Origin of the sequence: Christiangramia gaetbulicola (assembly GCF_003054225.1) — a bacterium.
Classification (GTDB): Bacteria; Bacteroidota; Bacteroidia; order Flavobacteriales; family Flavobacteriaceae; genus Christiangramia; species Christiangramia gaetbulicola.
In genome coordinates this window covers 365,355-384,340 of the sequence record NZ_QBKQ01000003.1, presented here as the reverse complement: position 1 = coordinate 384,340, position 18,986 = coordinate 365,355, and the positions used below count along the sequence as shown (strand labels likewise).

The following is an 18,986-nucleotide window of genomic DNA, read 5'->3' as shown; positions in this document are numbered from 1 at the left end:
ATAAAAACCTAAGAGGCTGCTTCAGCCTTTTTAGGTTCTGTTTTTTTGAATAACTCACCAGCCTTAAGCCTGTGCGTATATTCTTTTAGATCTGTGCTTACTTCACCAATCATGAAGTATAATCCTATAATATTAGGGAAAGACATCGCCAGGATCATCATATCTGAGAAATCCAATACCGCACCTAAACTAACCGATGCACCGATTACAACAAATACAAGGAAAAGAACCTTATAAGCGATCTCATTTCTTTTGCTCTTTCCAAAAAGGTAAGTCCAGGCTCTCATTCCGTAATATGACCATGAGATCATCGTAGAGAATGCGAAAAGGAATACCGCGGTTGCAAGTACATAAGGGAACCAGGAGATCACACTACCAAAAGCGGTTGATGTTAATTCAACTCCTCCAACACCTTCAACTTCGTGCATACCGGTAAAGATCAATACAAGTGCTGTAAGTGTACAAACTACTACCGTATCGATAAATGGCTCCAATAGGGCAACAAAACCTTCAGAAGGCGGATGATTCGTTTTCGCTGCAGAGTGAGCGATCGCAGCAGATCCAACACCTGCCTCATTCGAGAAGGCGGCACGCTGGAAACCTACGATAAGAACTCCAATTACTCCACCTTTTAAGGCACTAGGACTGAATGCTCCATCCCAGATCGCGCTAAAAGCAGGACCAATATTTCCAAAATTCACTCCAATTACCACTAAAGCACCAATCACATAAACCGCTGCCATGATAGGAACGATCTTTCCAGTAACCTTAGCAATACTGCTAATACCTCCAATAATCACAATTCCAACAAGAATTGCCACTACAATTCCGAACCAGAATCCGTTTCCGGCAAGCATAGGAAATTCTCCTGCAAGTATAGAAAACGACTGGTTAGCCTGGAACATGTTACCTCCTCCAAAGGAAGCTCCAATAGCCAGAATTGCAAAGAAGCCGGCAAGGAATTTACCTAAACCTCTTTTATTTCTTTTTTCAAGACCGTATCTAAGGTAGTTCATTGGTCCACCAAATACACGTCCTTCAGAATTAATAAATCTATATTTTACACCCAGAGTACATTCCACAAATTTTGAAGACATCCCCAGTAAACCAGCAAGGATCATCCACATAGTTGCTCCTGCACCTCCTAAGGATACAGCCACGGCAACACCAGCGATATTACCTAAACCTACAGTACCTGAAACCGCAGTGGCCAGGGCCTGGAAGTGAGTAACCTGTCCCGGAGCGTTTGGATCATCAAACTTACCTTTAGCAAGTTGTAATGAATGTCTAAATCCTCTGATATTGATAAAACCTAAACGAAGCGTAAAGAAAAGTGCTCCGAATACAAGCCATACCACGATAAAAGGAATATTCTTTTGCTGTGGATCACCGTTAGGGTGAAGTAATGGAATAGGTTCATCATAAGTGATGCTTGCAAAGTACTGAGCGCCTTGCTCGATAACATCCTTTTTGTTCTCTGAATTATAGATAACCTCTCCTTCATCCAGGAAATGCTTTAAAGTACCTTTAGCATTAGCATAAGCGACGATATCCTCTCCGTTTTTTGAAACGGTAGCGATTGGATCACCTTCATTCACATGCTCCCCCTCGGCTATTTTCCATTCCTTAAGAACGAATTTAGAGGTTTCCTGAGGATCCCATTCCGGAGCCTCAACTCTTTTTAGATCGGCATATACGATCGGGTCGTAAACTCCAATTGCTGAAAACGGATCCCAAAAAAGTACACTTCCCATACTGGCAACAATAGGAGCAAATGTCCCGTTGAAATGCTCTGTAATAGCTTCTGCATCTACTGTGTAAGTTTTTTCAACCGAATTCCCCTCACTATCAGAAACTACTACACTGTAAGGAATACCTTCAGTTAGTCCTTCAGTTCTATTGGATTCCAGGCTTGTTCCCTGATTAGACCATTTGTACTGATAAGGAGGAGTTCCCCCAGTCACATCCAATTCGATAAACCCATTATTAATAACATTAGAAGGATTACCAACCTTGGCTTTTACGTCTAGTTCTTGTGCAGACAATCCAAAAATTGAAAATAAAAAGAACATTGAAAGCAAATACTTTCTCATATAGATTTTCGTTTATTAAATAAAGTTAAAATTTCAGCCGGTGAATATGCTAAAAAAATAGGCTAAATCAAACTTTTGGGAGTTAAAATGTGAATTAACTGTTAAATGTAAGTTCATTCTGCAAACGGCTGCTAGCCTAAGTTTCGGCATTAAACCGAATAATATTTTTTAAGAGTATCGATCTGTTCCGGCCTTCCTATCATGATTAATTTAGACTCCTTCTCCAGCTTTAAAGATGGCTCAGGATTCACCACGTAATTACCCGTTGGTGACTTATAACCAATGATGGAGCAACCTGTATTCTTTCTTATATCAGTCTCTGCAATGGTTTTCTCAACGCCGTCTGAACATACCTTAGAAAAAGGTATCTGTTCAACATTAATACTATCATGCCTTCCAGATACAGATAGATTATCCAGGAATTCCACAAGGTCTGGAACCACCACCAGGGAAGCCATATGACTCCCTCCTATTCTATCTGGCATTATTACATTATCTGCCCCGGCAAGCTTTAATTTTTTATAACTGTTCTCCTCGGTCGCCCGGCTAATGATCTTTAAGCTCTTTTTCAGCTGCCTGGCAGAAAGTACGATGAATAGATTATCAGCATCCCTGGGTAAGGCACAAATAAGGGTAGAAGCTCTTTCGATACCAGCGAGCATTAGCACCTCATCTTCGGTCGCATTACCTACGATATAGTTAAGGTTATCATTTTCAAAACCATGAAAAACTTCCTCATTCTCGTCTATGATCACAAAATCCTTACGGTAATCTATCAGCTTTTGAACAGCCTCCTTTCCGTTTTGTCCATAACCGCAAACAATCACATGATCATTAAAAGAATCAATTCGTTTTTTCATTTTATTTCGTCTTAGATTACCAATATTATTTTTGTTCAGGATATATTCCGTAATGACTGAGAAGCCAAAACCAAAGATAAAAAGACCTGAAATAATAAATATTGAAGTGAAAATTTTTCCATAGGGCCCCATAGGCTGTACCTCACCATAACCTACCGTACTCACGGTAATAATGGTCATATACAGGGCGTCTATCCAGGAATAATCGTATAAAAAATGGAATCCAACCACCCCGGAAATAAACACCAGAATGATCAAACCTACAGCCAGTCTAATTCTTGAATCTAAAAGTTCTCTCATAGATCGAAAACAGAGGTTCTTTTAGTATAAATAAGGTCTTTTAGCCTTAGCCAGAAAGCCAGGATAAGATAAACGATAAAACCAACTCCCATGGTAAAAAAAGAAGCGTATATAAAGAATAGCCTCACATTCTTGGCGCGCATCCCAAGTTTATCGGCAAGACGCGTAGATACATAAAAGCCGTGCTTTTCCAGGTAATGCCTTATGTTAGAAACAAAAGTTGTCATGTCACAAATTTAGATGTATTTGGCAGACTTTCGCAATATAGAAGCCCCCAATTCACATTGAAGGCATTTGTTTAAATTACAATATTCCGTTTTTAGCTGCAACAGAGCCTGGGAATCCATGGCATTTTTTGCTGTTCCGGGCCTTAGCTGGTTAAATATACTGATTACTGAATTCTTCTCAACTTTAATTTCTGAAATAAGATCCTGTATTACTCCTTCATCTTCTTCCCCTAGATAACTGGCATAAGAATGTTTCAGTGGGATCACACAATTGATCAAAAGCAGATCTATAAAATTTGAAGTGAGTTTCTTTTTCCTTACTGAATGGGATTTTCCAAAGTTATAATGCCTATTCCAATATTCTGAAACTTCAATCTCGAAGAGCTTATAAAATTCAGCCAGGTTTTTCTCCAATATTATATTTTGAAATAAACTTTTATGTTTTGCATAAATAGCGGCCAACTGCGCTAACCTGATCGTGGGGAAATTATCTGGTCGCAATCTAAAGAACTGCGGACTTTCCAGAAATTCGTTTTCGAGGGAAAATTTATGTTTCAGGTAGTCATATTCTTTTTTAAGGTCCAGGCTGTATTGATCTGTTTCCCTGATCAACCCGGCCTGCCCCAGCAATAGTGCCTCCAGAGAAAACTGGTTTGCACCAAATTTCTGTACGATCTTAAAATCAAAACTCTCAGCTAGTTTCTGGAAAGCATCGGCATTCACTTTAGAGCCAAAGCTTCTGCAGAGCAAAATAAAAAGGACTGCCTCCCAGTTATTCCCGGTGCTAGACAGTAGTTCCATGATCAATTTAGATCTGGACTCCAGTCTCTCAAAGTATAAACGCTCAAGCCAATGATTAACCTGGAAATCTGAAAAATCTTTGAAATCATTTTCACAATTCAAAACCAGATGTGATTTCTCAAGCAGTATTTCATAAGCCTCTAGAATACCTGCTTCCACTCTATCTTTTAAAACCAGGGTTGGAATTACAGAATTGTCCTTTCTGTAAATCTCTGCATCATGATCCCAAACTACATGAAGAATGACATTATCATAATTAGGATCTGTTTCGTGATTGTGAAAATACCAGTCTGAAGATTTTAAATGCATTTCTACATTTCCGGCCCATAGCTGATCGCCAATCTGAATTTTAGAATTGAAAAAATCGGGTCCTGAAAGATCGTTCTGAAAGCCGGGATGAATAATATCTAAAACATCATTTTCAGCAGTCTTAATACCCTCGATATTAAACTTCTGAAACTTCCAGACATGATATAAAAAATCCTCTCTCACCCTTCAAATGTATCAAATTAACTAATTGAAAATGAAGGGGATAAAAAATTATTCCGGAAGTTTCTCAGCTACCTGGTTTACAAATTGATCTACCCAGTATTTATACATTAAACCACTGGGATGTAAGTCATCGCTTGCCACAAGATCAGGATTTTCTTTTGCCTCCCGGGAAATTGGGGTGATATTATAAAAAGGTACATTAAAGTCTGCCGCTACGCGTCTGAATACTGCATTGTATCGGTCTATCTCTGCACTAATCTCTTCCTGGCTGGCCGCACCAAAAGGCGTATATCCATAATCTGGGATACTCACCGCAAAAACACCTTTCTCTTTGGTCTTGGAATGATTTATCGCCTTTCTGAAGATGGTCCTCAGGTCTTCTTCATATTCAGTGATCAGCTTACCCTGGTATTGATTATTTACCCCAATTAGAATTGAAACGAGATCGAAATCACGATGAATACTTAGTTCATTATCAATTCCCTGTAGAAGGTCCTGGGTGGTCCAGCCAGTTTTCGCGATGATCTTTGGAGGTGCCATTTTATATCCACGAGCTCTTAATTGCTCTACCAGTTGCACCGGCCATCGCTGTGTTTCAATTACGCTTTCGCCAATGGTATATGAATCCCCCAGGGCGAGATAAGTATAATTAGGGTTTTCAGGTTCAGGGTTATTAACAACATCCAGGGTCGAGCTACAGGAAAAGAGCATGACACTAATGAATAGCAGGTAAAATTTCTTCATGATTTAATTTTAAGCTCTGAAAATAGAATATTTGAAACTAATCTGAAATTTTTACCCGGCTTTTAGTCTTTCCTTGACATAAAAAAACCCCGCAGAAAGCGAGGTTAATTTATTCTTGATGAAATATACTATTCAATATATCCCATTTTTCGCATCCAGTCATCATTGTACATCTTACCAACATACCTGCTTCCATGGTCGTGGAAAAGTACAACCACCACATCGTCCTTCTTAAAATGTTCTTTTAGCTGAAGTAATCCTTTAGCAGCTGCGCCCGCACTGTTCCCCAGGAAGAAACCTTCCTCCTTGGAAAGCTTTTGTGTATAGACCGCTGCATCTTTATCTGTTACCTTGGTGAATCCATCAATTACACTAAAGTCTACGTTCTTCGGAAGAATATCCTCCCCTATTCCTTCGGTTACATAAGGATAGATCTCTTTCTCATCGAAAATACCGGTCTCATGGTATTTCTTAAAAACAGAGCCATAGGTATCTATTCCCCAAACTTTAATGTCTGGATTCTGCTCCTTCAAATATTTTCCAACACCAGAAATTGTTCCTCCGGTTCCAACTCCAACTACAAAGTGGGTTACTTTCCCATCTGTTTGTCTCCAGATCTCTGGACCTGTAGATTCATAATGGGCCTGGCGATTGGCAAGGTTATCATATTGATTCACATACCATGAATTTGGAGTTTCTTCTGCCAGCCTTCTGGAAGTTGAATAATAAGAGCGTGGATCATCTGGCTCAACATCTGTAGGGCACACGATCACTTCACTACCAACAGCCTTAAGAATATCCATCTTCTCCTTACTCTGTTTATCACTCATTACACAGATCATCTTATAACCCTTAACGATGGCAACAAGAGCAAGTCCCATTCCCGTATTTCCGGAAGTTCCTTCAATAATAGTTCCCCCTGGTTTTAGCAGACCCTTTTTTTCAGCCTCTTCAACCATTTTCACGGCCATACGGTCCTTTACAGAATTCCCGGGATTAAAAGTTTCATATTTAGCAAGTACCAGGGCATCAATATCCTCAACGATCTTGTTCATTTTCACAAGAGGAGTATTCCCTATAGTACCCAGTATATTTTCAACGTATTCCATTTTCAATTTTTAAGAGTGCAAATGTAAAAAATCCTGAAGCCTTAAACCAAGGATTACAGCTGCTTATATTTTGGTCGGTATTTTTACTCGAACTTAATAGCTTTCACCGGAGAAATTTTGGTGATAATAAGAGAAGGCACCAGCAACATGATCATACATAATAGCAGGGTTCCTAGGTTAACTGCTAATATGTAATCCCAGTTAAGATAGATAGGAACTTCGGTCACGTAATAAGTACGGGGATCCAACGGAACAAGTTTAAAATATTTCTGAAGTGCCAGAATTCCTATCCCAATAAGGTTACCCCAGAAGAGTCCAAGAACAATTAAATATCCCGCGTTGTACAGGAAGATCTTCCTTATGCTCCAGTCACCAGCACCAAGAGCTTTAAGCACCCCTATCATTTGAGTTCTTTCAAGAATTAGTACCAGCAGGGCGGTGATCATATTTATTCCTGCCACCAGGATCATAATTCCTATGATCAAGGCGATATTGAAATCAAAGAGCGAGAGCCATTCAAAAATTGAATAATATTTCTGGCTGATGGTTTGAGTATCCAGGAAAGAACCGGTATTCTCGTATACTTCGTTTCCTTTTTGATCTAATTCATTGAAGTCTTCGACAAAAACCTCAAAATTCCCTACTTCATCATCTTCCCAGTTATTGATCCGCTGTATATGCCGAATGTCTGATATCAGATAAAGTTCATCAAATTCCTGAAAACCAGACTCGTAAATCCCGGTGATCTCAAAACCTCTGGCTAGCGGGCGTTCACTATCATCTCTAAGAAAATAGGTAGGAACTTTATCCCCGACCTTTAATTGCAATCTATTGGCCAGGTATTGCGAGATAAGCACCTCATCATTTAAATTTTCAGAAAAATCTGGCAGCTCTCCGTCGATCAGGAATTCTTCAAAATATTCCCAGTTATAATCATCCCCAACACCTTTAACGATGATACCTTCAAAATCATCTTCGGTCCTGATAACCGCAAATTTGGTGGCTACTGCCTGTACATGCTTAATCCCTTCAACCGTAGTGAATTCCGGATAAAAATCCTGGTCTTTAGAAACCGGGATCAAAGAAACCTTGGAACTGTTATTATCGTAACTGGAAATATTGATATGCCCGTTAAAAGCAGCGATCTTATCTCTTATCTTTTCCTGCAGACCAAGACCGGTCGCAAAGGAAACAAGCATCATAATAACCCCGATAGCGATCGCCGTGATCGCTATTTTTATTATAGGGGCAGATATGCTACTTTTATACTTTTTAGCGCTGATTAAACGCTTTACAACGAAATACTCGAAATTCAATATCCTATGATTAAGAGATTGCTCAAAAGTACATTTTTATTCTTTCTTATCGGAATTCTTTCCTGCGGAAACAGTAACAGTCAATCTGAAGAAGCCTCGACTAATAATTCAGAAAAAGAGAAATCAGATTCTGGAGATTCTGAAATAATTGTGGGAGCAAATCGTACCGAAGAATATTTACCCCTGCTGAAAGATAAAAAGATAGGAGTTGTGGGAAATCAAACTTCGATCATCAAAACCGAAAATGGTGATTACACCCACCTGGTAGATTCTCTGCTGAGTTTGAACATCAGGATCGAAAAAGTCTTTGCGCCAGAACATGGTTTTCGTGGTACTGCCGATGCGGGAGAAGTCATAAAGGATGGATTGGACACCAAAACCGGACTTCCGGTTGTTTCTCTCTATGGAAAAAATAAAAAACCATCTTCTGAAGTATTGAAAGGTATAGACCTGATGATCTTCGATATTCAGGATGTCGGAGCGAGATTTTATACTTATATCTCCACTCTGCATTACCTGATGGAAGCCTGTGCTGAAAATAATATTCCTCTTTTAATCCTGGACAGACCAAATCCTAACGGGCACTATATAGATGGTCCTATTCTGGAACCGGAATATCAAAGTTTCGTGGGCATGCATCCAATTCCGGTAGTACATGGTCTTACCATTGGGGAATACGCCAAAATGATCAATGGTGAAAAATGGTTAAAAGACGGTATTCAATGTGAAATCAGAGTTATTGAAATGGCAAATTATGATCATGAGAAAAAATACTCCCTACCGGTGAAACCTTCTCCAAACCTGCCCAATGATAAATCTATCAACCTGTACCCTAGCCTGTGCTTCTTTGAGGGAACCAATGTAAATGCAGGACGGGGAACCAATAAACAATTCCAGGTTTTTGGATCGCCTTACCTACACAAAACCCACTTCAAGTATTTATACAAGCCAGAACCAATGCCAGGCGCGACTAACCCAAAACATTCGGGCTTGCAATGTTTTGGTAAAGATCTTACCGATTCAGAATATTTGAATTCACTGAATCTGGAATGGCTTATAGAAGCATATAATAATACCTCTGGAAAAGATGAATTCTTCAACCAGTTTTTTACCAAACTCGCGGGAACTAAAAAACTTCAGCAGCAAATAGAAAGCGGAAAGTCTTTTCAGGAAATAAAAGATAGCTGGAAAGAAGGCCTGGAAAATTTCCAGTCTAAAAGAAAGCAATACTTGATTTACAACTAGTAGAAATGAAAGAAGTATTCCTCATCGCCCTGGTACTTTTAGCACTTGGCTTCACTATCAAAATGTTTCTGCATGTATTGAATAGCCAGCTAAGCGTATTGGCTAAAATTATATGGTCCCTGGTCATTCTATCCACTACTCTTTTTGGAGCAACCTTATATTTTATTTCAGATCATGGAAAAAGTCAGAGTTAATAGAAGTTTCTATAAATAAGAAAACCTATTTCAACCTGCGCTTCATCTCTTCCACGATATTATAAGCGGCCGGGCAAACGGCGGTATTTCTAATGGTAATACTAGAGATCTTATGGAAATCCTTTCTATCGGTATGCGGATATTCCCGGCAGGCTTTTGGTCGTTTTTCATAGATAGAGCAATAATTATCTGATCCTAAAAAAGGACAGGGAACCTGCTGTAATACAAAATCATTTTCTTCGTCCAGCCTTAAATAGGTATCGATGAATTCGCCCGGCTTCATCCTAAAGTGTTTGCTGATCCTTTCTATATCCTTTTGAGTAAATAACGGGCCGGTTGTTTTGCAGCAATTAGCACAGTTAAGACAATCGGTCCTGGAGAACTCATCTTCATGAAGCTCAACCATTAGAGCATCGAGATCTTTTGGCGGACGTTTCTTTAGCTTAGAAAAGAACTTTCTATTCTCCTTCTTCTTATCTTTGGCCCTATCAGGTAAACTCTTAAGAATCTCTTCCATTGGACAAAAATAAGGATATATTCGGCACGGCCATCAAAGCATTTTACGAAGAAAAAGACAAAACAGACATCATTGTTCATTCTCCAGATTTCGAGGATGATGTGATTCCCATAGCATATCTTTTCAGGAAATTTGAAGATATGCCAGAAATCGAACAAAAAGCGCTGGAGCTCTGCGAAGGTAAAGTTCTTGATGTTGGCTGTGGTGCCGGCAGCCATGCTTTACATCTTCAGAAAAAGAAAAATTTAAAGGTAAAGGCTATAGACACTTCTACCGGAGCGATTGAGATCGCTAAAAGAAGAGGTTTGAAAAATGCAGTTTCTGAAGATTTCTTCAAATTAAAGGATCAGAAATTTGACACCATCCTTATGCTGATGAATGGCAGCGGCATCATAGGTAAACTGGAAAACCTTAAATCTTTTTTTGAGCATTCCCGTTCCCTTCTGGCTGAAGGCGGAAAAATCCTTATGGATTCCTCAGATCTTATTTACCTGTTCGAGGACGAATTTGAAGATCCTGAAAATTATTTCGGTGAATTCACTTATAGCATAAGCTACAAGAATCTGCAGTCCGACGATTTTGACTGGCTCTTTATAAGTCCGGACCTCTTAAGTGAATATGCTGAATCTAATGGATTCGATTGTGAAATAATACATCAGGGAGATAACTATGATTTTCTGGCCTCCCTAACCGTAAAAAAGAATTAAATATTTATAACAGATCCTCCTGTTTGTTGTTGAACTTTTGAAAATAACCGTCTAACTCACTATTTTTCATATTTTTGAAGCACTGCTTAAACTTTGACATGATAAGAATAAAAAAAATACTACTACTTTTTATTTCAACGGCTTTTGTATTCTCCTGTACCACAGAGAGCGTTGATAGAAAGGATAATGGTAAATCTGCTAATCTTAAACTTACAGGTTCTTCTGGTGCAGACTTGATAAGCGACATGGAGTTCACTTCCATGAATATTGAAATTGTGTATGCAGATGGGAACAGACCTACCAGTGAAGCAATAAGCATTTTTCAAAATTTCCTGGAATCTAGAGTTTATAAACCCGATGGTATTAAGATCAACCTTAGATCTGTAGAGCCCTCAGGAAGATCCCCATTTGATGAAGATGATTTAAAAGCAGTAGAAGAAGAAACCAGGACATTATATAATGTTGGTGATGAGATCGCAATATGGATCTATTTTGCAGATGGCGAAAAGGAAGAAGGATCTGATGATCTGGTCACTTTGGGTACGGCTTTTAGAAATACCTCGATCATTATCTATGAAAAGACAATTAGAGAATTCGCTGCCAGAAACGGAGCACCATCAAGAGCAATTATAGAGGCATCTACTTTAAATCACGAATTTGGTCATTTATTTGGGCTGGTAGATCTAGGCATCGAACCAGTATCAGACCATGAAGATCCAGAAAAAGAAGGTCATTGTAATACAGACGGCTGCTTAATGAGAGCATCTATTGAATTTAGAAGCGGTTTGGTTAATGGATTGGACGGCGGCGGAGTTCCGCAATTAGATGACGCCTGTATAGAAGATCTTCAATCTATAGGAGGAAAATAATTAAAACTTAGACATAAAAAAACCCGGAGAATTCTCCGGGTTTTTTTATGTTTTAAATATAGATGATTGTTTAAAAAACATCCGGATCCAGGTAATCTGGAGTTCCATCATCATTAGAATCGGTATACGTTATACTACCGTCTGCATTAATTTCAATTTCATCTTTGGTAGGAGTACCGTCACCATCATCATCTGCATCAGAGAAATTAGGCAGGCCATCCCCATCGGTATCATCATTGAAGAGGTTTCCATCACCGTCAAGATCTTCTAGATACGACTCAATACCATCCCTGTCATGATCCGCAACATTCACCTTATACAGGTTCACCTTGAAAATGAGCGGCGAATATGCCGGTATACTATTTTGAGCAGAATTGAAATAAGCCAGCCCCGAAGGCATAAAGATAGCTCCAACCCCGTAATCGTTATTCCAGGTCACCGTGTTATCTGGATTCGTTTTGAATCCTGTAGCAGCGCGAAATTCTTCTAAACCTTCGGTAAATCCTTTTACCGGTCCTGGTCTTAAAGAAGGTCCCTGTGGACCAACCTCGTAGTAAGAAGTAAGGTTGAACCATAAAGGCGATTTTAATCTGCTATCAAAAACATCATCACTAAGTAATTCTCCTTCGTAAGCCACATAAGTAGAATCGGCGTAAGTTGGCTTTTTACCCTCTCCTTCTCTTTCTACCAAAATGTATAACTGTTGATCTACTCCCTGAAAATTAACCGTTTTGGTAATTAATTTTTCAGATTCGATAATTGGAGTCTTATCGATATTTTCTCCGGCAATAGTATCCAGTCTTACCACGTAATCAAAACCTTCTGCAGGCTCTTCAAACTCCTCATAATTGTAAAAATGCGTAGAAAGGTAATCTATCAGGGCCTGATCATCTTCAATAGCCTGCTCACCCCTATCTCTCGGCGGAATTACCTCAGGGCCATTATCATCATCATTATCACATGAATAAATAAGAAATGCCGTAAGGCAGATCATCATTATTTTGTTTAATCTCATCAGAATTTTATTTTGGAGCCGCAAGATACAATAATCTTGTATTTTTGTTTCAATATGAACGCTGATTTAGAGGTCAAATTATGAGAGTTGATAAGTTTTTGTGGTGTGTTCGGTATTTCAAGACCAGAAGTATAGCAACGAACGCATGCAAACAAGGAAAAGTGAGACTGGAAGAAGAGATCCTGAAACCATCAAAAGAGGTGTTTCCCGGTGATAAATTAAGAGTTAGAAAGAACCAGATCAATTATGAGATCGAGATCCTGGATATTCCGAAAAGCCGGGTGGGCGCAAAATTGGTAAATCTCTATGTTCATGATGTTACCCCTAAGGAAGCTTTTGAAAAACTTGACCTGCTCAAATATTCTAAAGATTACTACCGGAAAAAAGGTACTGGAAGGCCTACCAAAAAAGACCGCCGGGATATTGATGACTGGTTTGAGAATGCCGAAGATGACATAAATACGCCTAAAGACAAAAAGGATGAATGAGGAATTCTGGTCGCAACGTTATAAGGAAAATAAGACCGGCTGGGATTTAGGCTCTGTTTCTACCCCGATCAAAGAATACACAGATCAGTTAACCAGTAAAGAGTTGAAGATCCTTATACCTGGCGCGGGAAACTCTTATGAAGCTGAATACCTTTTTAAAAGCGGCTTTAAAAATGTTACGATCTGCGATATCGCCAGGGAACCTCTACAAAACCTGAAAGAAAGGCTGCCTGAATTTCCCGAGGAACAAATGATCAACTCAGATTTTTTCAAGCTTGAGGGAACTTATGATCTTATTCTGGAACAAACTTTCTTTTGCGCGATCCCTGTAGAGATGAGACAGGAATATGCCAGAAAAACTTCAGAATTACTGGATCAAAATGGAAGAATAGCAGGTTTATTTTTTGATTTCAAACTTAATGCAGATGGCCCTCCCTTCGGTGGAAATAAAGAAGAATATTTGACGTATTTTAGCCCGTACTTCAAAATTGATATTTTTGAAAGGTGCTACAATTCCATACCTCCGAGAAAGGGGAACGAGTTGTTTTTTAAATTCAGAAAAAAGTAAAAGATGAAGAAAAATCATCCCATTTTAAACCAGGAACAGATCAAACATAAGATTCGAAGAATTGCCTATCAGATTTATGAAAGCAATGTCGAAGAAAAAGAGATCATTATTGCCGGGATCGCTAAAAATGGTTTTGTGCTGGCCCAGAAACTGGAAATTGAATTAAAAGATATCTCGCCTATCCAAATAACCCTTTGCGAAGTAAAGATCGATAAAAAGAATCCCCTTGGAGAGATCGAAACATCACTTTCCCCAGATCAATATGAGAATAAAGCCATCATTCTTGTGGATGATGTACTTAACTCTGGCACAACCCTCATCTACGGAGTACGTCATTTCTTAAAAGTTCCCTTAAAGCATTTTAATACGGCTGTATTGGTAGACAGGAACCATAAAAAATACCCGGTAAAAGTAGATTTTAAAGGTATTTCTCTTTCTACTTCCCTTAGCGAAACCGTAAAGGTTATCTTCGAAAAAAATAAAGAACGGGTAGAATTATCCTAGTTTTTCAGAGATCTCTTCGATGATCTCCTTGGCAGATTTCTCATCACAAGAGATCACATGATTGCTTTGATTATAGTAGAAACCTCTTTCAAACAGATGCTTTCTAATAAATTCTTCCAGCTTCTCTCTGTCCTCTAGGTGACTAATCATAGGGCGATGCTCTTTTTCCTTATCGAGACGATCGGTAAGATTAGTTATGTTAAGTTTCAAATAAAAAGAAGTTATATCTGAGGCATTTTTTATTAATTCCATGTTATCACCGTAACATGGTGTTCCACCTCCCAGGGATATCACAGCCGGTTCCTCTCGCTGGATCAATTCTTCCAGAGTTCTTCTTTCGAGCTTTCTGAAATAGACCTCTCCCTTTTTATCGAAGATCTCAGAAATACTTTTTCCCTCTTTTTCTTCTATCTGATTATCCATATCCAGGAAATCGTAGCCTAATTTATCAGAAAGTCGCTTTCCGATATAAGATTTTCCCGATCCCATGTATCCTAATAGAAAAATTTTCATGTCTTAAATCGCTTAAAATGAGTGAAAGGCAAAACTATGATAAAATTATAGCAAATAAGGCTTGAAAAATAAATTAATGAATGTATATTTGCACCCGCATTCGCAAAAAGACGGATGCTTTTTAATGATCTGGTAGCTCAGTTGGTAGAGCATCTCCCTTTTAAGGAGAGGGTCCTGGGTTCGAGCCCCAGCCAGATCACTAAAAGATGTTCAAAATTTGATTTTGTTCTAGATCTGGTAGCTCAGTTGGTAGAGCATCTCCCTTTTAAGGAGAGGGTCCTGGGTTCGAGCCCCAGCCAGATCACTAAACAGTTTTGATCCTGTTGCGCGAGAAATCATTCCTGAGTTATACCAAAGGAATTCATGCCAAGATCACTACTAAGTTCAACACCGGATATTTTCCGGTTTTTTTTTACCAGCCAGTGGAATTTTAATTCCGCTTCTTTTACCCGGGTGCTGGAATTGGTAGACAGGCATGGTTGAGGGCCATGTGTCCATTAGGGCGTGCGGGTTCAAGTCCCGCTCCGGGTACTATTTAACCCTCTCTCCCTTCACTTTTCAAATTTTTCTTTAGCAATAGAACTTCCAGGATTCAACAAATCTCAGGAAGGCATTTTTTTTGCCCAAAAATCTTTTGTTTAATAAATGTGTTATTAAATTAAACATTTTAACATTTTAATAATCATTTTACTTCTGATTATTGTTTAGTTTTGTTTAACTCCTATAACATATCATGGAACACATTAAACAAAATTTTAGTATAAAGGATCTGGAACACTTAAGTGGAATCAAGGCTCACACCATAAGGATATGGGAAAAGAGATATGATATCCTGAATCCGGAACGAACAGATACCAACATCAGGACTTACAATGGAGAGAACCTCCAGAAATTGTTAAACATTTCTTTCCTGAACAGTCACGGCTATAAGATCTCCAGAATTTCCAAGATGGAAGAGGATGAGATCAATAACCTGGTCAAAAGAATTTCAGCATCATCAAGTGAAGAGAACCGAGCGAAGAACTCCTTCAAATTGGCCATGATGAATTTTGACGACAGGCTATTCCAAAGAACCTACAATAAGCTACGGGAGAAAAGAACCTTTAGAGAGGTATTTCAGGATGTTTTCCTGGCCCTTCTTGAGGAGATCGGCCTGTTATGGCAAACAGATACTATAAAGCCTATCCACGAGCATTATATCGTGGAACTTATCAAACAAAAGATCTATATCAACATAGCCGATCTAAAAGCTGAAATTCCCGAAGAAGATGATGAAGTTCTTTATGTGCTTTTTCTTCCTGAGAATGAAATTCATGATATAGGCATCCTTTACCTTAATTACGAATTACTCAATGCGGGTAAGAACGCTATTTACCTTGGACCTAGCTTACCTCTAAGCGATCTGGATTATTTAATGAAAATCCATAAGAACCTGGTTTTCGTAAGTTATCTAACCATATCTCCTGTAAATACAGATGTAGAAGAATTTATTAAGGATTTCCAAGAAAGCGTTTGTAAGGAAAAACAACATGAATTGCTGCTTTTTGGACAAAGAACCAAAGAAATAGATAGAAACTCAATTCCAGATAATGTCAAGGTTTACACCTCTGCTTTTGATTTCGCAAACTCCCTATAACCCCCCTAAATGTCCCAAAAAATAAATATTATCGGTTCCGGTTTTTCGTCGCTTGCGGCATCATGTTATCTGGCAAAAGCCGGATACCAGGTCGAAGTGTTCGAAAAGAATAGCACGGTTGGCGGTCGCGCAAGACAATTCAAGAAAGAAGGTTTTACCTTCGATATTGGCCCAACCTGGTATTGGATGCCCGATGTCTTTGAAAGGTTTTTTGCAGATTTCGACAAGAAAACTTCCGATTATTATCAGCTGGAAAAATTAGACCCTGCCTATCAGGTATATTTTGATAAAGATGATTCTATCCTGATACCTGGGAATCTTAACGAGATCTATGATAATTTCGAAAAAGAGGAAGCAGGGAGCGCAGATAAACTGGAGAAATTTATTACCAAGGCGAGAGACAATTATGATATTGCCATAAAGGATCTTGTATATAGACCCGGCGTTTCCCCAATGGAACTCGTAACTCCCGAAACCGCCAAGAGACTTGGCAGGTTTTTCACCAATATAAGCCAGGAAGTAAGGAAAGACTTCAGCAATAAAAAATTAAGGAAGATACTGGAGTTCCCGGTCTTATTTCTTGGAGCAAAACCAAGCGATACTCCGGCGTTTTACAGCTTTATGAATTATGCCGATTTCGGTTTGGGAACATGGCATCCAAAAGGAGGTATGTACAAGGTGATAGAAGGCATCAAAGATCTAGCAGAATCCTATGGTGTGATATTTCATCTCAATTCACCGGTAGAAAAGATCATTACCGAAAAAGGAAAAGCGAAGGGTTTGGTTGTAAACGGCAAAGAACATTTTGCTGATATCGTTCTTACCGGAGCAGATTATCACCACTCTGAGCAGTTATTACCGGAAAAACTAAGACAATATTCTTCTAATTTCTGGGAGAAAAAGACTTTTGCCCCCTCTTCCCTGCTCTTTTATGTAGCTTTCGACAAGAAAATAAAAAACGTTTCTCATCATACACTTTTCTTCGATAGCAATTTTGAAGATCATGCTAAAGACATTTATGATGATCCAAGATGGCCAGACAACCCCTTGTTTTATGCCAGTTTTCCTTCTATAACCGACGATTCTTGTGCACCTGAAGGCAAGGAAGCCGGTATATTTTTAATACCCCTTGCGCCAGATCTCGAAGATACTCCAGAGATTAGAGAACATTATTTTAATATTATTCTAGACCGTTTTGAGAGAATTACCGGTCAAAAATTAAAAAGTAATATTATATTTAAAGAGTCCTTTTGCGTTAATGACTTCAAAGAAGCCTACAATTCCTATAAAGGAAATGCTTATGGAATGGCGAATACACTGTTTCAAACTGCTTTTTTAAGGCCTAAATTAAGAAGTAAAAAAGTAGAGCATCTTTATTTCACGGGACAATTAACCGTACCAGGACCAGGAGTCCCTCCTTCCCTGATATCAGGAAAACTAGCCGCAGGTCTAATTGAAAAAAATGAAAAAAAGTAATATGAAAGCTATTTTTGACATCGTATCCAGGTCCTGTAGCAGAACAGTCACAAACTCTTACAGTACCTCTTTCTCTTTGGCAACTAAGATGCTTGCTCCTTCGATTAGGCAGCATATATATAATATTTATGGCTTTGTTAGATTCGCAGATGAAATCGTAGACACATTTCACGATTATGACAAGGAAACTCTCTTCAATGATTTTGAAAAAGACCTGCACAAGGCCATTGAAGCTAAAATATCATTGAATCCGATATTGAACTCTTTTCAGGAAACCGTGCATGAATACAATATAGATAAGGAACTATATGATTCTTTTATGGATAGTATGCGACTTGATCTACACAAGTCTGAATACCTGAGTATTGAGGAATTTAAGCAGTATATTTACGGCAGTGCAGATGTTGTTGGGTTAATGTGCCTTAAGGTCTTTGTAAATGGAGATCAGGGGAAATATGAGGAACTTAAAGAGAGCGCGATGAGTTTAGGTTCTGCTTTCCAGAAGGTCAACTTTTTGAGAGATCTTAAAGCAGATTATGAAGACCTGAGCAGAAGTTATTTTCCTAATATGGACCTTGCACAGCTAAACGAAGAAAATAAGCAGCAGATCATTGAAGAAATAGAAGAAGATTTTAGAAAAGGTCTTCATGGTATTGCTCATTTGCCGGTAGAAGCTAAATTTGGTGTCTATACCGCTTATATCTATTATCGAAAATTATTACAAAAATTAAAGAGGATTCCGTCGTTAGAAATAAGAAAGCGCAGAGTAAGAGTGCCTAACTATCAAAAGGCTGGTTTACTTGCAAAATCTTATATTTCTTATAGATTGAACCTTATATAAATTACTTTAAAAATGAATACCTTATTGTGGATCGTAGTATTTCTTGGAACTTTCATGATCATGGAAGGAATGGCCTGGTTTACGCATAAATATGTGATGCATGGATTTTTATGGAAACTTCATAAAGATCATCATAGAAAAGACCACAGCAGCTGGTGGGAACGCAATGATTTATTCTTTGTTTTCTACGCCCTGGTGAGTATTGGATGTTTTCTATTATGGAAATATGAAGACATTTGGATTGGTTTGCCAATAGGACTTGGAATTCTAGCCTATGGCATCACCTATTTTACCGTACACGATATTTTTATACACCAAAGATTTAAGATCTTCAGAAATGCAAATAACAAATATGCGAAAGGAATTAGACGAGCTCATAAAATGCACCATAAACATCTTGGAAAAGATGATGGTGAATGTTTCGGAATGCTATTCGTACCTTTCAAATATTTCAGAAAATAATCCCCTAAC

General features: G+C 38.6%; 21 protein-coding genes and 3 tRNA genes. 14 read left to right on the top strand and 10 right to left on the bottom strand.

The genetic code is table 11. The features are described 5' to 3' along the window. Positions 1 to 8: 8 nt before the first annotated feature. From C8P64_RS13265 to C8P64_RS13235, 7 genes are all read right to left on the bottom strand, one after another. Entirely contained in the window at positions 9 to 2,093 is a 2,085-nt protein-coding gene (locus tag C8P64_RS13265) for an amino acid carrier protein (RefSeq protein WP_108172564.1), read from the bottom strand. Positions 2,094 to 2,242: 149 nt separating this feature from the next. Then, on the bottom strand, positions 2,243 to 3,253 hold the full coding sequence (locus C8P64_RS13260) for a potassium channel family protein (protein ID WP_108172563.1): 1,011 nt from the start codon (positions 3,251 to 3,253) through the stop codon (positions 2,243 to 2,245). Then, positions 3,250 to 3,480 carry a PspC family transcriptional regulator gene (locus C8P64_RS13255; protein ID WP_108172562.1) on the bottom strand — a complete coding sequence of 77 codons (231 nt, stop codon included), beginning with the start codon at positions 3,478 to 3,480 and terminating at the stop codon, positions 3,250 to 3,252. Before C8P64_RS13255 ends, C8P64_RS13260 begins: the two co-directional genes overlap by 4 nt. A gap of 9 nt (positions 3,481 to 3,489) precedes the next feature. After that, on the bottom strand, positions 3,490 to 4,773 hold the full coding sequence (locus tag C8P64_RS13250; RefSeq protein ID WP_108172561.1) for a DUF2851 family protein: 1,284 nt from the start codon (positions 4,771 to 4,773) through the stop codon (positions 3,490 to 3,492). A gap of 48 nt (positions 4,774 to 4,821) precedes the next feature. Next, positions 4,822 to 5,517 (bottom strand): SGNH/GDSL hydrolase family protein, encoded by a 696-nt coding sequence (locus C8P64_RS13245; protein ID WP_108172560.1) that lies wholly within the window; start codon positions 5,515 to 5,517, stop codon positions 4,822 to 4,824. A gap of 128 nt (positions 5,518 to 5,645) precedes the next feature. After that, positions 5,646 to 6,626 carry a PLP-dependent cysteine synthase family protein gene (locus C8P64_RS13240; RefSeq protein ID WP_108172559.1) on the bottom strand — a complete coding sequence of 327 codons (981 nt, stop codon included), beginning with the start codon at positions 6,624 to 6,626 and terminating at the stop codon, positions 5,646 to 5,648. 83 nt (positions 6,627 to 6,709) lie between these two features. Next, entirely contained in the window at positions 6,710 to 7,942 is a 1,233-nt protein-coding gene (locus tag C8P64_RS13235) for an ABC transporter permease (RefSeq protein ID WP_108172558.1), read from the bottom strand. Between the two features lie 6 nt (positions 7,943 to 7,948). Between C8P64_RS13235 and C8P64_RS13230 the strand changes: the two genes are divergently transcribed. Next, positions 7,949 to 9,187, top strand: a complete 1,239-nt coding sequence (locus C8P64_RS13230; protein ID WP_108172557.1) for an exo-beta-N-acetylmuramidase NamZ family protein — start codon at positions 7,949 to 7,951, stop codon at positions 9,185 to 9,187. A 5-nt stretch (positions 9,188 to 9,192) separates the two neighbouring features. Next, positions 9,193 to 9,381, top strand: coding sequence for a hypothetical protein (locus tag C8P64_RS13225; RefSeq protein ID WP_108172556.1), 189 nt, complete (start codon positions 9,193 to 9,195; stop codon positions 9,379 to 9,381). Between the two features lie 25 nt (positions 9,382 to 9,406). Here the strand turns inward: C8P64_RS13225 and C8P64_RS13220 are convergent, their stop codons facing one another. Further along, a complete protein-coding gene (locus C8P64_RS13220; protein WP_108172555.1) occupies positions 9,407 to 9,898 on the bottom strand; it encodes a YkgJ family cysteine cluster protein in 492 nt (163 codons plus the stop codon). Here C8P64_RS13220 and C8P64_RS13215 point away from each other — a divergent pair. Together C8P64_RS13215 and C8P64_RS13210 are read left to right on the top strand one after the other, a co-directional pair. Continuing rightward, entirely contained in the window at positions 9,898 to 10,605 is a 708-nt protein-coding gene (locus C8P64_RS13215; RefSeq protein WP_108172554.1) for an SAM-dependent methyltransferase, read from the top strand. The genes C8P64_RS13220 and C8P64_RS13215 overlap by 1 nt on opposite strands. A 98-nt stretch (positions 10,606 to 10,703) precedes the next feature. Continuing rightward, positions 10,704 to 11,474 (top strand): hypothetical protein, encoded by a 771-nt coding sequence (locus tag C8P64_RS13210; RefSeq protein WP_108172553.1) that lies wholly within the window; start codon positions 10,704 to 10,706, stop codon positions 11,472 to 11,474. Positions 11,475 to 11,544: 70 nt separating this feature from the next. Here the strand turns inward: C8P64_RS13210 and C8P64_RS13205 are convergent, their stop codons facing one another. Beyond that, complete coding sequence (locus tag C8P64_RS13205; RefSeq protein WP_108172552.1) at positions 11,545 to 12,489, bottom strand: FKBP-type peptidyl-prolyl cis-trans isomerase; 945 nt, start codon at positions 12,487 to 12,489, stop codon at positions 11,545 to 11,547. A gap of 80 nt (positions 12,490 to 12,569) precedes the next feature. Between C8P64_RS13205 and C8P64_RS13200 the strand changes: the two genes are divergently transcribed. From C8P64_RS13200 to C8P64_RS13190, 3 genes are read left to right on the top strand one after another with little or no spacing between them, the layout of a single operon-like run. Continuing rightward, a complete protein-coding gene (locus C8P64_RS13200; protein WP_108172551.1) occupies positions 12,570 to 12,977 on the top strand; it encodes an RNA-binding S4 domain-containing protein in 408 nt (135 codons plus the stop codon). Beyond that, positions 12,970 to 13,545 (top strand): methyltransferase domain-containing protein, encoded by a 576-nt coding sequence (locus tag C8P64_RS13195; RefSeq protein ID WP_108172550.1) that lies wholly within the window; start codon positions 12,970 to 12,972, stop codon positions 13,543 to 13,545. Before C8P64_RS13200 ends, C8P64_RS13195 begins: the two co-directional genes overlap by 8 nt. A 3-nt stretch (positions 13,546 to 13,548) precedes the next feature. Continuing rightward, positions 13,549 to 14,049 (top strand): phosphoribosyltransferase family protein, encoded by a 501-nt coding sequence (locus C8P64_RS13190; RefSeq protein ID WP_108172549.1) that lies wholly within the window; start codon positions 13,549 to 13,551, stop codon positions 14,047 to 14,049. Here the strand turns inward: C8P64_RS13190 and C8P64_RS13185 are convergent. Continuing rightward, positions 14,041 to 14,562, bottom strand: coding sequence for a shikimate kinase (locus tag C8P64_RS13185; RefSeq protein WP_108172548.1), 522 nt, complete (start codon positions 14,560 to 14,562; stop codon positions 14,041 to 14,043). The genes C8P64_RS13190 and C8P64_RS13185 overlap by 9 nt on opposite strands. A gap of 126 nt (positions 14,563 to 14,688) precedes the next feature. On the opposite strand from C8P64_RS13185, the gene C8P64_RS13180 reads away from it, so the two are divergent. The 7 genes from C8P64_RS13180 (at position 14,689) to C8P64_RS13150 (ending at position 18,977) form a co-directional block, all read left to right on the top strand. Then, positions 14,689 to 14,761 (top strand) — tRNA-Lys (locus C8P64_RS13180). 32 nt (positions 14,762 to 14,793) lie between these two features. Then, positions 14,794 to 14,866: transfer RNA gene (locus C8P64_RS13175), tRNA-Lys, on the top strand. Between the two features lie 143 nt (positions 14,867 to 15,009). After that, a tRNA-Leu gene (locus C8P64_RS13170) sits at positions 15,010 to 15,093 on the top strand. A 202-nt stretch (positions 15,094 to 15,295) separates the two neighbouring features. After that, a complete protein-coding gene (locus tag C8P64_RS13165) occupies positions 15,296 to 16,198 on the top strand; it encodes a MerR family transcriptional regulator (RefSeq protein ID WP_108172547.1) in 903 nt (300 codons plus the stop codon). Between the two features lie 9 nt (positions 16,199 to 16,207). Continuing rightward, positions 16,208 to 17,674, top strand: a complete 1,467-nt coding sequence (locus tag C8P64_RS13160) for a phytoene desaturase family protein (RefSeq protein ID WP_108172546.1) — start codon at positions 16,208 to 16,210, stop codon at positions 17,672 to 17,674. Position 17,675: 1 nt separating this feature from the next. After that, the gene (locus C8P64_RS13155) at positions 17,676 to 18,515 is read left to right on the top strand and encodes a phytoene/squalene synthase family protein (RefSeq protein WP_108172960.1); all 840 of its coding nucleotides are present in this window, start codon (positions 17,676 to 17,678) and stop codon (positions 18,513 to 18,515) included. A 12-nt stretch (positions 18,516 to 18,527) separates the two neighbouring features. Continuing rightward, entirely contained in the window at positions 18,528 to 18,977 is a 450-nt protein-coding gene (locus tag C8P64_RS13150; protein WP_108172545.1) for a sterol desaturase family protein, read from the top strand. The last annotated feature ends 9 nt before the right edge of the window (positions 18,978 to 18,986 follow it).

Bases quoted from the DNA above. Each gene is read 5' to 3' on its own strand.
- C8P64_RS13265 (WP_108172564.1), bottom strand. From the start codon at position 2,093: ATGAGAAAGTATTTGCTTTCAATGTTCTTTTTATTTTCAATTTTTGGA.
- C8P64_RS13260 (WP_108172563.1), bottom strand. From the start codon at position 3,253: ATGAGAGAACTTTTAGATTCAAGAATTAGACTGGCTGTAGGTTTGATC.
- C8P64_RS13255 (WP_108172562.1), bottom strand. From the start codon at position 3,480: ATGACAACTTTTGTTTCTAACATAAGGCATTACCTGGAAAAGCACGGC.
- C8P64_RS13245 (WP_108172560.1), bottom strand. From the start codon at position 5,517: ATGAAGAAATTTTACCTGCTATTCATTAGTGTCATGCTCTTTTCCTGT.
- C8P64_RS13240 (WP_108172559.1), bottom strand. From the start codon at position 6,626: ATGGAATACGTTGAAAATATACTGGGTACTATAGGGAATACTCCTCTT.
- C8P64_RS13230 (WP_108172557.1), top strand. From the start codon at position 7,949: ATGATTAAGAGATTGCTCAAAAGTACATTTTTATTCTTTCTTATCGGA.
- C8P64_RS13225 (WP_108172556.1), top strand. From the start codon at position 9,193: ATGAAAGAAGTATTCCTCATCGCCCTGGTACTTTTAGCACTTGGCTTC.
- C8P64_RS13220 (WP_108172555.1), bottom strand. From the start codon at position 9,898: ATGGAAGAGATTCTTAAGAGTTTACCTGATAGGGCCAAAGATAAGAAG.
- C8P64_RS13210 (WP_108172553.1), top strand. From the start codon at position 10,704: ATGATAAGAATAAAAAAAATACTACTACTTTTTATTTCAACGGCTTTT.
- C8P64_RS13205 (WP_108172552.1), bottom strand. From the start codon at position 12,489: ATGAGATTAAACAAAATAATGATGATCTGCCTTACGGCATTTCTTATT.
- C8P64_RS13200 (WP_108172551.1), top strand. From the start codon at position 12,570: ATGAGAGTTGATAAGTTTTTGTGGTGTGTTCGGTATTTCAAGACCAGA.
- C8P64_RS13195 (WP_108172550.1), top strand. From the start codon at position 12,970: ATGAATGAGGAATTCTGGTCGCAACGTTATAAGGAAAATAAGACCGGC.
- C8P64_RS13190 (WP_108172549.1), top strand. From the start codon at position 13,549: ATGAAGAAAAATCATCCCATTTTAAACCAGGAACAGATCAAACATAAG.
- C8P64_RS13185 (WP_108172548.1), bottom strand. From the start codon at position 14,562: ATGAAAATTTTTCTATTAGGATACATGGGATCGGGAAAATCTTATATC.
- C8P64_RS13165 (WP_108172547.1), top strand. From the start codon at position 15,296: ATGGAACACATTAAACAAAATTTTAGTATAAAGGATCTGGAACACTTA.
- C8P64_RS13160 (WP_108172546.1), top strand. From the start codon at position 16,208: ATGTCCCAAAAAATAAATATTATCGGTTCCGGTTTTTCGTCGCTTGCG.
- C8P64_RS13155 (WP_108172960.1), top strand. From the start codon at position 17,676: ATGAAAGCTATTTTTGACATCGTATCCAGGTCCTGTAGCAGAACAGTC.
- C8P64_RS13150 (WP_108172545.1), top strand. From the start codon at position 18,528: ATGAATACCTTATTGTGGATCGTAGTATTTCTTGGAACTTTCATGATC.